The following is a 14,554-nucleotide window of genomic DNA, read 5'->3' as shown; positions in this document are numbered from 1 at the left end:
TCGGCCCGATCCGAGCACGAGCAGTAATCAACGACAACATGAGGGGGTCACGATTCAGACGTCGTCAGGGGGTCAAAATTCGGCCGTCGTTGACATTTGTTGACCAGCGCGAAGTCGAGCTTCCAGGTGCCGGTGACTCTGAAGTCCTGGGATAACGCGGCCGCCCGGGTGTGCGTGAACCAGAAATGCCCGTTGAACCCGCCGCCGATCTGGTGAAAGTCGATTTTCGACCTGTGCTGGCCGGTCGAGTCCGGGGCGAAGTCGAAGCGGAAGCTGCCCGCATGGGCCGGCCCTGGATGGCATCCGCGTGGCTGCACCATGCCATTGGGGACGTCATCGATGATGTAGGAGCCCTCCGGCACCCCGGCCGGCGAGCAGTTCGGCTTGTACCACTCGTTCCAGTCGGCCGGTTCCGCGGCTCCGGAATTGAAGGTCATGGTCTCCTGGCCGCAGGAGACGTACTGTGTCGTGTCGCCCGGCAACGTCCCCAGGCAGTTCGGCTTGTAGACGACCGCCGTGTTCCACCAGCAGCGCGACTCGGCGTCCAGGCACGGGCTGGTCTGGCCGGGGTCGCAGTGGTTGGACTGGTCGCAGAACAGGCTCCGGGGTGGCTTGACCTGCGTCCGGAACTGGGCGTGGGTCCACCAGGCCTGCGCGTAGCCCTGGTGCCAGGTGCCGGCGAACGGATTCTCCTTGATGATCGGGAACGCCGCCCAGCCCATGACCTTCTCGGGGTAGGGCCAACGTTGGGGACGAGCCGCGTCCTGCGGGCTGCCGCCACCGCTGGGACCGTTCAGGAAGGGAGTGCGGTCCGCCGGGTACTCCGGATTGATCGGGTTGTTGAGCCAGCCCAGCCCCCAATTGCCGCGGCCGTCATGGCAGGTGGGTGACGGCTGGCAGCCGGTCGTGTTGCCGTACTCGGCGTCCCTCGGCTGCATCCCGGTGTTGTAGGCCCACAAGGCGGCGAACCAGTTCTCGATCCACTTCGGATTACCGCTGTTGATCCGGATGTTCGCCTGCCATGTCTGGTTGTACTTCTCCTCCAGAATCTGCAGGCCCGCGGCGATGTTCGACGCATAGTCCACCGCGATCGCCTGTTTCTCCGCCCAGCTCCGGCCGGTGTCGGACAGCCGCATCTTGTCGGTCACCTGTGCCGCGCCATACCCGCAGTCGGACTCGTCCCAGTTGATCGTCCAGGTCGCCGAGTGGTCCTCGTTGATCAGGCCGTAGAAGTTGCCGATCAGCGGATTGCCGTACACGCCCTCCAGGACGTGCGGGGACGCCTGCCACATGTTGGACTCCTGGGCCAGCACTCCCAGCATGATCTGGGCGGGCACCCGGTGATCCGTTCCGGTGACCAGCTTCCTCCGCGGGAACATCCCCTGCGGTGACCAGGCCGGGAGGCTGGACTCTTTCCAGTCCTGCGGGCGCTGGATCGTCAGCGCACCCTGCACCGCCAGGTTCGCCGCCCATTCCACCTGCCGCCAATGCGGCTGGTAGACCTGCGTGCCCACATCGTTGCGGGGGATGTGGCAGCCACGGACCGGATCGATGGTGACTCCCCCGTAGTCGGCCAGCGGCCCGATCCCGTGCGAGGCCTTCGCGCCCCGCGCCGGGCTCGGGATGCGGCCCTGGGCTATGGACTCGCTCGTCCGCGTACCGGGAAGAACCTGGAAATCGAGCTGCTTGCCGGTCTTGGTGACGGTCGCCTTCAGGCTCACCGGCTGGACGGTCCGGGGCTCTGCCGGGGACGTCGGCGAGATCGTACGCCCCTGGGCATCGCGCGCGATCGTGTGTGTCACCGACGCCTCCCCCCGGGTGGAGACCTCGGCTTGTGCGGGAACGCTCAGTCGCCGTACCGCGGCGGGCAGGTGACCGGTGCTGGACGGCGCACCGGTCAGGAACACCTGACCGCCGGTGCCCGCGGCCAAGCCCACCTCGCCCAGCGGACCACGGGCCAGTTCCCGGATCTCGCCTCCACCGAGGTGCTTGGCCACCGTGGTGGTGTCCCCGTGCGCCTCCAGGAATGACACCCCGCCATCGAGGTCAGGGCGGATGGAGAAGGCCGGACCGTGAGTACGGGCCAGGGTGCGGCGACCGCCCGCTGCGTCGACCTCTTCCAGCCCGGTGCCGCCCGCCGCGACCACCCGGTCGCCCACTGGAATCGCCGAGGTCACCTGCCCCTTCAGCTCATGGCTGCGGACCTCCCGGCTACGCGCGGTGTCATACACCACCACGCGCGTCTTGCCGTGGTCCGAGAGCCCCGACTGGGTCAGAACCGCGCTCTCACCCGTACCGCAACCGGGGTTGTAATAAGCCAGCGAAACGGTCCGCTTCAGCTTCCGCACCTCGCCGGACGCCACATCGACGGTCGCGGCGAACCCACCCCTGCTGAACAGCCGCTCCCGGTTGGTGAACTGCCTCGGTGCGTACACCACCACCGCGTGCCCGCCCGATCCGGTGAAGCACACGTTTCCGATCCAGCGGTCCGTCTCGAACCCCGGCTCCGCGAGCGTCGCCAGAGTCCGCCACGTGTAGCCGGTCCGGGCCTCCGCGACCAGCAGATGAAACCCCGTCGGATCACCGGAAGTCGTCCATAGCACGTCGCCTGACGAGCGCCAGCCAGACGACAGCAAGGCATCCCGGTCCTTCGGAGCCACCGACGGACGCTCGGCGAAAGGCTGCGCAGGTGCCTGCTCCCGTGGAGGCACCTGCGCCGACACCGCCTCTGTCCCCACGGCGGCTGTGACAAGCATGCTCACGGCCGCTACGGCCATCAGGCACGGCAAAGACTTCCTGCTGCCCCGTCCAACCATCTTGGCTCCTTCGTGGGAAACCGCGATGCCAGAATGGAAGGAGCCGTCATAAGCCCGTCATAGATTCGTCATGACCGCCGCCGTGCCTTGGCGGACCTCCTTGAGGACGGCCAGAACCTGCGCGTGCCAGACCGGCGAGCCGAGAGCCTCGAAAATCCGGGCCGCCTGCTCCAGATGTGGGACGGCTTCGTCGTACTCGCGGCGGCGGTGCCGGAGTCGACCCAAGGCCAGCCGGATGCGTGCCTCCAGCCGGCCCCTGCCCACCCGTTCGGTCAGAACGAGCGCACGATCGAGCAGTTCGAGTGCCGCTGCCAGAGCCCCTTCGCGGAGCCTGATGAGCCCCATTCCGTGCAGTGCGCCGGCCTGACCGCGCAGGTCGCCGACTCGTACGGCCACCGTGCGCATCTCAAGGAACATCGCCTCCGCGCGCTCGATGTCGTCCAATCCGAGGTAGGACTCGCCAAGCCAGCACAGTGCCTCCGCATGTGCGCGCGGGCTGCCCATGTGGCTCTGCTCAAGGGCACGCTCCAGATACGGCAGCGCCTCCTTGTGCCTTCCCGCCTCGGCCAGCACCTGGCCGAGCGAACGCAGGACGAATGCCTCGGCGCCGCGATCGCCGATCCTGCGGAGCGCATCGAGCGCGTCGCCGTGCCGTGCGACAGCGGCGTCGTATCGGCCGCGCATGCCGTCGATGTGCGCGACCATCGGGAGCGTCAGCGCCAGGCCATGGTCGTCGCCGAGTTCCTGGAAGATGCCGAGCGCCTCGGCCAACACCTGGTCAGCGTGCGCATAACGGTGCCGGTAAGTGTCCAGCCATCCCAGTCCGGTGAGCATGGCGGCCGTTCCCCGCTGGTCGCCGATCAGGCGCGTGACCGCCAGTGAACGGGTGAGGGTGCTCTCCCAGTCCTCGTAGTGGCCCCGGATCAGGAAGAGCGAGACCGCGGTGGCCGACAGGTCCCAGCACAGCTCGCCGAGGGCCGCGTTGGATTCGGGCGCATCGAACACCGTGTCCGCGGCCTGCCGGACAGCCGCCACGACGTTCAGGCGCTCGGTTTCATACCAGGTCAGCGGATCGGCGTCGACCGTGCTCGCCAGTTGTTCCAGGACCTGAGGCCATCGTGGCGCCGAGCTGTGCAGGATCGCGAAGTCGCCGCCGTACAGGATCCGGTGCGCGCGTTCCACCAGGGCCATCCAGGCTCCCAGCACGCGGGTGACCGCGGCTGTGCGCTCCGCGGCGGCCTCCTCCTCCGCCCGCTCGCGCGCGTACAGCCGGACCAGATCATGGAACCGGTAGCGCACCTGCCCGGCGGCATCGGACCCGGTCACGTCGACCATCTGGGCATCGACCAGCCGGTCGAGGAGTTCTTCCGCCGCCGGGACGCCCGTGTCCAGCAGCGCGGCGCAGACCCAGCTCGTGAAGTCCGGTGCTCTCAGCATCCCCAGCAGATGGAACAGGCGCCGCGCTCCCTGGTCGAGGTGCCGGTAGCCCAGCGAGAGGCTGGCCCGGACCTCCAGATCGCCGTGAGCCAGCTCGTCCAGTCTGCGCCGTTCGTCCGCCAGCCGCCCGACCATCCGCTCCAGCGTCCAGTGCGGCCGGGCGGCCAGCCGCGCCCCCGCGATGCGCAGTGCGAGCGGCAGCCGGCCGCAGAGTCCGACGAGCTCGCCGGCGGCGGCCGCCCCGGCGGGCACCCGATCCGTCCCCACGATCCGGGCCACCATGCCGACCGCGTCCTCAGGAGCCAGCACATCCAGCCCGACCTGCCGCGCGCCGGACAGACCGGTCAGCCTCGACCTGCTGGTCACCAGCACCGCATTACCCGAGCCTCCCGGAAGCAACAGCCGGATCTGGCCCTCGTCAGCGGCGTTGTCCAACAGCACGAGCATGCGCCGGTCCGCGAGGCGCTCCCGGAAGATCTCGGCTCGCTCCTCGGCACCCTCGGGGATCTCGGTGCCCGGCACGCCCAGCGCGCGCAGGAACCGAGCCAGCACTTCGGCCGGATCGGCACGCTGATCACTCGTCCCGCCGAGATTCACGAAGAGCCGGCCGTCCGGGCACACGTCCCGCAGCCGGTGGGCCATGTGCACCGCGAGCGCGGTCTTGCCCACCCCCGCCGTCCCGGCGATCGTCACGACCGTCAGAGCGTTTCCCGCCTGCCCACGCCGGAAGAGCACTTCGAGATCCCGCGCGATCCCGTCCCGGCCAGTGAACTCCGGAACGTCCGGCGGCAACTGGCAGGGCCGGGGCACCCCGGACGTGGCCCGGCCGCGCGCCGGCTCCAATGCCTTGTCGCCGGCGAGAACCGCCGCTTCGAGCCGGCGCAGCTCGGGCCCTGGATCCAAGCCCAGCTCAGCCGCCAACGTCGCACGGGCCCTCCGGCAGGCCGCCAGCGCGTCGCCCCTGCGGCCGTCCCGGTAGAGCGCGAGCACCAACTGCGACCACAACCGCTCCCGTAGCGGATGCTCCTGGACCAGGGCGGTGAGCTCTCCGATCAGCTCGTGATGCCTGCCCTGCCGCAGCTCCAGCTCAAGACATTCCTCCAGCACCGAGACGCGCTGCTCCTCCAATCGGGCCGCTTCGCTCCAGACGAGCTCGCCGTCGAACTCCGCCAGAGCCTTTCCCCGCCACAAGGACAGCGCGCTGCGCAGCTTCGCCGAGGCGAGTTCCAGATTCCCCTCCCTGGCCGCGCGGCGCCCATTGCCCACGAGATCCGCGAAGACGAGCGCGTCGAGTTCGGCGTCATCCGCACAGAGAAGATAACCACCTGGCTGGGTCTGGATCACCTGGACCGGGGCACCGCCCTCGACCAGGGCACGGCGCAGCCGGCCGACGCTGTTCTGCGTCTGCCTGCGCGCCGTGGCGGGCACTCCGGATTTCCAGGCCATCCCGACGAGCGTTTCGAGCGAGACCAGCCGATTGGCGCGCACCAACAGCAAGGCGAGCAATTCCCGTTGCCTGCGACCATTGATGTGTACTAATCGGTCTCCGACCGCGACCTCGAGCGGTCCCAGCACACGAAACCGCACTGCCTCGGACACCGGGTCACCGGCCGGTGACGAGAGTCGGACCAGCATTCACATGCCCTCCAGATGGCGGCGAATGATCTCATGACGCGGTCTTCCTCACCTGCGTCAGAGTCCGGTCCCCTGCGAGGATCCGATCACCAGCGCACGATCAGCACAGATCGACTCTGGTGAAATCACCAGGAGCCCGTCTCGAGCCGGCGAGCTCCCGCTGGTACGCATAGGCGAGGCAACCAGTCGCATTCCCAGTCCCCTATGAACGTGATGTGCATATAGCCGCCGATGCCGCGACTACTGTGACATCCGGTCACCCGATTCACAGCACCTCTCTTTCCTGAGGTGGCGGATCTGCACCAGCCGATGTCGGGCGTTTCTGCAGACGAAGGCGGCCGAAAAGGATTCGAACATGCCTCTTATCGCTTCAGGTTTCATGCTGGCCCGGGGATGAGTGCCGTGTCGTTGGCGATGCGTGCCAGATCTCTTGCTGATGTGTGCCAGACGAAGGGCGTGGGGGCAGCGTCCGGCGTCGGTAGTCGCCCGGGGAGATGCCATAGGCGGCACGAAAAGCCCGGGTGAAGTGCGCGTGGCTGGAGAAGCCCCAGCGGCCGGCGATGGCGTGGACAGGGTGGTCCCGCAGTGCTGGGTCGATGAGGTCGTGCCGGCATCGTTCCAGCCGTTGGGTGCGGATCCAGGCTGCGACGGTCACGTTCTGAGTGGCGAACAACCGGTGCAGCGTGCGGACGGAGATATTGTGCGCAGCCGCGATCCTCTCAGGCGACAACGCCGCGTCGCCAAGACGGTGCCGGACGAACGAGTAAATCTGGATCATCAAGGTCCGGCGCTGCGCTTCGGCTCCTTCGATTCCGGAGGATTCAGCCTCGTGAAGGAGCAAAGTGGTCAGCAGGTCCAGGAATGTGTACGACAAGCGCAGGCGGTCGGCTGGACGGTAACCGTGCATGTCCCGGGCCAAGTGATGCATCATTCCGGTCACCAGTGCGCCGATGCCGTCCTGGCCAGGCAGGCGGCGGCCGCTCAACGGAGCGATGATGCGCGGGGAGATCGGCAACAGGCGTCGGGGGAAGGTTGCCATGATCCACTCATTGGTCACGCCCCCGGATCCCCGCCAGCCGGCGAACGGGCTGGATGTGTCATACAGCGCCAGGTCTCCGGGCACGAGTTCGGCGTACCGACGTTCATGGACGACGCCGCTGTGGCCGCGGAGATTGAGTACCAGTCGATACGCTTCCGGATCTGATCGGCGGATCAGCTCCTGCGTCCTGCGGAATCGGTACGGGGCACGGCAGGCGATGGACGCCATTGACATATCACCGAGTTCCGCGGACTGCCACATGGCCCAAAAGTCGCGTGATGGGGCGGTGCCGCAGTCGACGAGGACAGGAACCGGCACATCCTTGACCGCCTCCTGGTAACGGTCAAGACGCTCGGACGGGGGGAAGTCATCGGTGCAGATCAGTATCGGTATCTCCCAGGGCGAACAGATGTCGCGTTGCAGACGACGCTTTACGAGCCGATCCACTTCTAGTTTGCATCGTTGATTTCCAGGGTGGCCATGGGAGTGGAAAGTCCAGAAACCGAGACGGGCGCGACCCAACGGGTGCCCGGACTGGCGCCGCTGTCACGTTCGCTGACGCCAGACAGCCAGGGCGGCCAGGATGCCCGCCTGGAAACGTGTGCGGGCGCCGAGGCGGGACATCAGCTCGGCGATGCGGCGTTCGGCCGTGCGGCGGCCCACGCCGAGCTGGCGGGCGATGGCCTCATCCGTGAGGCCGGACAGCAGCAGGGCGATCAGCCGGGCGTCATCCCCGGGCCGGTGGCGGGCGGACGGGGCCAGGCGCAGGGGCATGGCCCGCCGCCACAGCGCCTCGAAGAGCGCGATCAGGGCCTCCAGCAGGCCCGACGGGTGCACGACGAGCGCCGTGACCGCGTCGGCGGGCTCGTGGGCGAGCAGGAGCAGCGCGAGCCGGTCGTCCACGACGTACAGCTTCAGCGGCAGGTCGGGCAGGACCCGTGCCTGCTGTCCGGACTCGACCATCTCCTCGATCTGCCGGAGCGCGCCGGCGCGCTCCGCCACGAAGTCCCGTTCGTAGATCATGCGGCTCGTGACGCCGCGGTCCAGCAGCTCCCGCTGGGCGGCGACGCTGGCCAGCCGGTCGAAGTACGGCGGTTTGGACAGGCTGCGGAGCTGCCGCCGGGCCGCGCGCTGGACCTGGGCGTGCCGCTGCTCGACCGCCCACCGGCCGGTCACGACCTCGACGACGGCCGGCGGGGTACGTTCCCGCGCCCGCTCCTGGAAGGTCTCTTCGAGCCGCCGGGCGCGTTCGCGGGCGCGTATCAGGCCGCGCTCGGAGGCGAGCAGGAGGGCGTCGAGCGCGATGTCCGGCGCGACGGCGGAGTAGCGCGGCGGCGGGCCGGGCTCGGCACCGACCAGACCCTTGTCCTCGAGCGAGGCGAGCAGGGGAACGAGGTCCGTCCCCCGCGTCCAGGCCGCGGCGAGCCGGCCGAGGGTGGCCGGCGACCGGTCGAGCAGCAGTTCGTAGAGCGCCTCCTCGTCGCGGCCGAGCCCGATCGCACCGAGCACACCGGAGCCGAGCCCACCAGAGCCAAGCCCAGAGCCGAGACCAGCAGAGCCAAGCCCGGAGCTGAGCTCACCCGAGCCGAGCCCACCCGAGCCCAGCTCACCCGAGCCGAGTTCAGAGCCGGGTTCGCCGGGGCCGGCGGAAGAGCTCATGTCCCGGCCAGCCAGCCGCGGACGACCGCCTGGTAACCGGCCTGGAAGCGGGTCTGCGCGTCCAGGTGGGCCATCATGGCGCGGACGTGGCGGCGTACGGTGCGGTCGCTCCAGCCCAGGTGGGCGGCGATCGCCGCGTCGGTCAGCCCGGCGGCCAGCAGCGGCAGCAGGTCGCGCCGGGCGTCGGCCGCGCCGGGCGCCTCGGCCAGCCGCCCGCGCCGGGCGTGCAGCGGCACCGCGCGCTCCCAATGCGTCTCGAACAGCACCGACAGCGCGCCCAGCAGCGCCGGGTCGTGCACCACCAGCGCGGACTCCACGACGCGCGCGTCGTTCCGCACCGGCAGGATCGCCAGGGGCCGGTCGCTGAGCATGAGCTTCACCGGGACCGCCCCGACGCGGGCCTGCTCGCCGGCCGCGACGTAGCGGGCGATGGCGGCCAGCGTGCCGGGCGCCTCCATGGCACGCCGGTCGTACAGCACCCGGTACTCCACGCCGAGCTCCAGCAACTCGAGCTCGGCGGCGTTGCCGTCGGCGACGGCGGCGTACGGCGGCGCGTCGAAGACGCGGACCTGCCGCCGCGCGCCCCGCTGGAGCAGCTCGACCCGCCGCCTGACGGCCTCCCGGCCGGTCACCACCTCCACGGGCCCGGCGGCGTCCGGCTCCGGCGTGGACCGGTGGAAACGCGCCGCGAGCTGGGCGATGCGATGGCGCGCCCCGGCGAGCTCCCCGGTGCGGGCGTGGATCAGCGCGTCCAGCCCCAGCTCGGGGGAGACCGCCACGTAGCGGGACGGGTCGCCGGGCAGCCGGGCGATCAGCCCCAGCTCCTCCAGCCGGGCGGCGGTGGCGGCCTCGTGGCCCAGCTCGGCGGGGGTCGCCGGCGAACGTTCCACCAGAGCCTCGTACAGGGCCTCCGCCTCCGCAGACAATCCGATGATCTCCAGCACGATCACAGCATGTCCTCTTTCCGTCAGGTGCGGGAAGAGGACAAGATTCCGTCTTTCGCGACTTTACTGCGATCTGTCATGGTTCCCGGGGTAATCGATCATCATCGAGGAGGGCCATGATCCGCCGGTCGCTTGTCGCGCTGGGCCTGCTCTTGACCACCGTCGTGGCCGCGCCCGCCCCGGCCGTCGCCGAACCGGCCCCGCCCGTCATCCAACGGGAGCCGACGAAGATCACCTTGATCACGGGTGACGTGGTGACGTACAGCACCGCGCCGGACGGCAGCCCTCAGACCGAGGTCGAGCCCGCGCCGCGGCCGGGCGGCGCGCCCGTGTTCTTCATGTCCGTACGCGAGCGCGACTCCTACTACGTCTACCCCACGGACGTCATGGGCCTGCTGTCGGAGGGCCGCCTGGACCGGGGCCTGTTCGACGTCGCCTACCTCGCGGCCAACGGGTACGCCGACGCCGAGAGCCCCACCCTGCCGGTGATCGTCCAGCACGCCGCCGGCCGGCGCATCGCCGCGGCCCGCGACCTGGCCAGCATCGACGCCGCGGCGGTGAAGGTGGACAAGAAGAACGCAGCCACGTTCCTGCCCTCGCTCGACGTGGCCAGGGCCGGGAAGACCAGGATCTGGCTCGACCGCAAGGTCCGGGCCGTGCTGGACCAGAGCGTCGCGCAGATCGGCGCCCCGCGGGCCTGGGCTGCCGGGCTGGAGGGCGCGGGCGTCAAGGTCGCCGTGCTCGACACCGGCGTCGACGCCGGCCACCCCGACCTGGCCGGCCGGATCGCGGCCACGGCCAACTTCAGCACCGAGGCCAGCGCGCGCGACGGGCACGGGCACGGCACGCACGTCGCCTCCATCGTCGCGGGGAGCGGCGGCCGGTACACCGGGGTGGCGCCGAAGGCCTCGCTCCTGGTGGGCAAGGTGCTCAACGACCGCGGCGGCGGCCATGAGTCCGACGTCATCGCCGGCATGCAGTGGGCGGTCGCCCAGCAGGCGCGGGTGGTCAACATGAGCCTCGGGAGCTGCTGCCCGGGCCCGGACAACCCGCTCGACCAGGCCCTGGCGGAGCTCTCCGCGGAGTCGGGCACGCTGTTCGTGGTCGCCGCGGGCAACGACGGCGCCTCACGGAGGATCGGCTCCCCCGGCACGTCGCCGGCCGCGCTGACCGTCGGGGCCGTGGACGGTTCCGACAAGACGGCGTCGTTCTCCAGCAGGGGCCCCACGGCCATCGGCTACGGTCTCAAGCCCGACCTCACGGCCCCGGGCGTGGACATCACCGCCGCCCGAGCGCAGGGCACCTCCATGGGCACACCCGCGGACGACACGCACACGAGCGCGTCGGGGACGTCGATGGCCACCCCGCACGTCGCGGGCGCGGCCGCGCTGCTCGCCGGACAGCACCCGGACTGGACGAACGCGCAGCTGAAGACCGCGCTGACGAGCACCGCCCACCGCACCGGGGCGGGCGCGTACGAGCAGGGCGCCGGCCGCGTCGACGTGGCCCGCGCGACCACGCAGCGGGTGCGCGCCGAGGGCGCCGTCGACTTCGGCTTCCTGGCCGCCCCCCAGAACGGCCCGGTCACGAAGACCCTGACCTACACCAACGACGGTGACCAGCCGGTGACGCTCACCCTGACGACGGGCGTCTCCGCGCACCGCGGCGGCGACCTGCCCGAGCGCACGCTCACCGTCGGCGAGGACACGGTCACGGTGCCCGCGCGCGGCAGCGCTCCGGTCACGGTCACGTTCGACCCCGCCGGCCCGGACACCTGGTACGAGGGCTTCGTCCACGCCTCCGACGCGACCGGCGAGGTCCGGGTGAGCACCGCGGTGGGCGCGTTCGTCGAGCCGAAGCGGGTCACCGTGCGCACCCGGCTGGTGCTGCCGGACGGCGCGAGCAGCCCGACGAGCATCCCGTGGCTGCTGCTGAGGACGGACGACCGGGACGACCTCGAGTACACCTACCACCCCGCCCCCGGCGCCGAGAGCCAGGCCGCGGTCTATCCCGGCACCTACACCGTCATGTCGGCGCTGGCCTGGCGCGGCGCGGACGGCACGTGGGTGCAGTCGCTGCCGGTCGAGCCAGAGGTCGAGATCACCCGGGACACCACGGTCACGCTCGACCTGCGCAAGGCGCGCAAGGTGTCGGTGCGCACGCCGCGGCCCGCCGAGACGTACGCCTCGCAGTACGCCTTCCGCCGCACCGCCGCCAGCGGCGCCTACGCCGGCGCCCAGTCCGTGTACCCGGACTACGGCGTGGACGAGTACCTGATGCTGCCCACCCGCCGGGTCACCCAGGGATCCTTCACCGTCGCCGGCCGCTACCAGCTCGGCGCCCCCGTCATCACCATGACCGCGCCCGGCGGTCCCAAGCTGACACCCCGCTACGCCGACCTGGAGCCGAGCACCCGCAAGCTCGACGGCGACAGCCGGCTGGCCGTGATCCCCGCCGGCGCCGACCTGACCGGGCTCGACGTACGCGGCAAGCTCGTCCTGCTCGACCTGGCCGACCTGTGCCCGGCCACGACGTGCTCGGGCAACGCTCTGGACCGGGTCAAGGCGGCCGCGCAGGCGGGGGCGGTGGCGGTCCTCGGCTACGGAGCCGCCGGCCGGGCCTTCCTCGACCCGGCGGTCGGCTGGCCCGCGTACCCGATCCCGACCATGAGCCTGCCCGCCGGCCAGGGACGGGCGCTGGCCGCGCTGGCCCAGCGCAGGACGGTGACGGTGACGGCCAAGGGCGTCGCGACCACCCCGTACCTGTACTCGCTGATGCTGACCGAGCGCGGCCGCATCCCCGCAGACCTCGGTTACTCCCTCAAGGAGCGCGACCTGCAGCGGATCGAGGACCGCTTCCACGCCGACCGGCCCGGCGCCGTGCAGCTCAACACGTCGGTGACCATGCGCAGCCCGGTGGGGTGGTGGGCGGGCGTCTGGTCCATGGACCACAAGCGGCCCGCGCGGACGACCATGACCGAGTACGTCGGCCCGCCCGCGCCCGACGTCGTCTGGACCCGCGCGGTCACCACGACCTATGACGAGGGCACCGACTACTACAGCAAGGCCGCGCTGACGGCGAGCGGCACGGACGTGTTCCCCTCCGCCGGCTCGCGGACCGACGCGTGGGGCCTCCAGCCGCGCGTGCCGGGCAACGCGGTCGTCTCCGAGGCGGCATACGCGGCGGGCGTCGCCCAGTGCTTCCCGTGCCGGGCCGATGACCTGTTCCTGGGAGCGGTTCCGGTCATGGGGCCGGGATCGAACCATCAGGAGGCCTTCACCTACAACGCGAACTTCCAGACCGGCAAGCACGGCGGCCGGGACGAGCTGCGCCTCTACCGCGACGGCCAGGAGGTGCCGCTGGTGGAGACCAAGGTGGTCCTCGGGATCTTCGCGGTGATCATGCCGGGGTTCACCCTGCCGAGGGAGGAGGCGGCGTACCGGCTGACGGACGCCTTCCACACCCCGCATCCCCTGCAGCAGTACGCGAGGGACGTGCAGAGCGCGTGGACGTTCCGCTCCCGGCGGCCGGACGGCGGCATGACGAGCACGGACCAGGGGTTGTGCGTGGCCTGGTTCGCGCTCGGCCGGGTGGTGCCGTGCGAGCCGGCCAGGAGGCTCAACCTGCGCTACGAGGTGCCGCTGGACCTGGACAACCGGATCCGGGCGGACAGGCCGCACCGGATCGCCGTCACCGGCTACCACGGCTCCTTCGAGCGGCCGGACGCGAAGGTCACCCGGCTCCGGCTCTGGGTCACCTTCGACGACGGCGCCCACTGGACGCCGGTCCCCGCCTCCGCGTCGGGCCGGGCTGTCATCTCGCCGCCGCCGCTCGCCCAGACCACGGGAGCGGTGGGCATCAGAGCCCAGGCCACCGACGCGGAGGGCAACACGGTCGAGCAGACGGTCCACCGGGCGTACGGCCTGAAGTGACCGCTCGGCAGCCGGCTCAGGGCGAGGCGCGCAGCGCGGCGGCGAGGTAGCCGAGCGAGGCGTCGACCTCGTCCAGGGACGGGGTGCGGTTGAGGTGCCCGTGCGGCATGCCGCGCGCCAGGTACGTGCTCACCGGGACGCCGGCTTCGCGGAGCTGGCGTCCGAGCAGTTCGCCGGAGGGGCGCAGGTCGTCGTACTCGGACAGCAGGATGTGCGTGGCGGGCAGCCCGCCGAGCCGGGCCGCGCCGGGGAGCGCGTCGGGCGGCAGGTCGCCGATCCGGCCCACGTAGGCGCTGACCATGCCCTCGATCGCCGCCACGGGGAAGCGCATGAACGGCGGGAGGGCGCGCATCTCGGCGGCCGTCGCGTCGTCGAGCGCCGGGTTGGGGTAGTGCGCGAACGGATAGGCCAGGAGCACCAGGGCGGCTCGCGAGCGGCCGCTGTCCCGGTCGCGCAGCGCCGCCGCGAGCGCGAGCGCCGCGCCCGCGCTCGCCCCGCCGATCGCCGCGCGGCAGCCGGGCATGGCCTCGGTGGTGAGCCAGCGCCAGGCGGCGTCCACGTCGTCCAGGGGCACGGGGTAGCGCACGCCGTTCTGCGCGAGCCGATAGTCCACGGAGACCACGAAGACGCCGGCCCGCGCGGCGAGCTCGGCGCTCACGACGTGGGCCTCGGGCATCTCCAGATCGCCGAACGCGAATCCGCCGCCGTGCGCCCACAGCAGGGCGGTGGCGGGCGTGCCCGGCGGCCGGTAGACGCGGACGGGGATCGAGCCGTGCGGCCCGTCGATCCGCAGGTCCTCGACCAGCACGCCTGATGGCATGATCCATTCGGCCGGGTCCCGGAGATAGTCGATCATCCGCTGCCGGGCTGCCGGGTTCGTCGCGAGGTCCTCCCGGGACAGACCCCGGATGAGGTCCAGCTTCTCCGCGAGGTAGGGGTGGAACGGCATGCCCACTCTTCTACCGCGTGGCGGAACCGGACGCGCGGGCGGGGCCCCGCGTCGGCGAGGTGCTGGACGACGCTGACGCGCGGCCGTTGACGACACCGCCTCCCCACTCATACGCTTTTCCGTAATTACGGAAATATGGAGGT

7 protein-coding genes are annotated in these 14,554 nt (G+C 70.9%); 1 reads left to right on the top strand and 6 read right to left on the bottom strand.

The annotated features are described in order from the left end of the window. Positions 1-47: 47 nt before the first annotated feature. The 5 genes from ACIBX3_RS39280 to ACIBX3_RS39260 all read right to left on the bottom strand — a co-directional run bounded on the left by ACIBX3_RS39280 (position 48) and on the right by ACIBX3_RS39260 (position 9,530). Entirely contained in the window at positions 48-2,603 is a 2,556-nt protein-coding gene (locus ACIBX3_RS39280) for a hypothetical protein (RefSeq protein ID WP_397125624.1), read from the bottom strand. A gap of 270 nt (positions 2,604-2,873) precedes the next feature. Further along, positions 2,874-5,741 (bottom strand): BTAD domain-containing putative transcriptional regulator, encoded by a 2,868-nt coding sequence (locus ACIBX3_RS39275; protein WP_397125623.1) that lies wholly within the window; start codon positions 5,739-5,741, stop codon positions 2,874-2,876. Between the two features lie 517 nt (positions 5,742-6,258). Beyond that, a complete protein-coding gene (locus ACIBX3_RS39270; protein ID WP_397125622.1) occupies positions 6,259-7,374 on the bottom strand; it encodes a helix-turn-helix domain-containing protein in 1,116 nt (371 codons plus the stop codon). Positions 7,375-7,473: 99 nt separating this feature from the next. Next, positions 7,474-8,586 (bottom strand): transcriptional regulator, encoded by a 1,113-nt coding sequence (locus ACIBX3_RS39265; RefSeq protein ID WP_397125621.1) that lies wholly within the window; start codon positions 8,584-8,586, stop codon positions 7,474-7,476. Then, a complete protein-coding gene (locus tag ACIBX3_RS39260; RefSeq protein WP_397125620.1) occupies positions 8,583-9,530 on the bottom strand; it encodes a helix-turn-helix domain-containing protein in 948 nt (315 codons plus the stop codon). Before ACIBX3_RS39260 ends, ACIBX3_RS39265 begins: the two co-directional genes overlap by 4 nt. A 116-nt stretch (positions 9,531-9,646) precedes the next feature. On the opposite strand from ACIBX3_RS39260, the gene ACIBX3_RS39255 reads away from it, so the two are divergent. Then, positions 9,647-13,462 carry a S8 family peptidase gene (locus ACIBX3_RS39255; protein ID WP_397125619.1) on the top strand — a complete coding sequence of 1,272 codons (3,816 nt, stop codon included), beginning with the start codon at positions 9,647-9,649 and terminating at the stop codon, positions 13,460-13,462. A 16-nt stretch (positions 13,463-13,478) separates the two neighbouring features. Here the strand turns inward: ACIBX3_RS39255 and ACIBX3_RS39250 are convergent, their stop codons facing one another. Further along, positions 13,479-14,411 (bottom strand): alpha/beta hydrolase, encoded by a 933-nt coding sequence (locus ACIBX3_RS39250; RefSeq protein ID WP_397125618.1) that lies wholly within the window; start codon positions 14,409-14,411, stop codon positions 13,479-13,481. Positions 14,412-14,554: the final 143 nt, after the last annotated feature.

The organism is Nonomuraea sp. NPDC049480, from assembly GCF_044465905.1.
Taxonomy (GTDB): Bacteria; Actinomycetota; Actinomycetes; order Streptosporangiales; family Streptosporangiaceae; genus Nonomuraea.
Note: the sequence above shows the minus strand (reverse complement) of the source record. Positions and strands in the feature narration are given on the sequence as shown.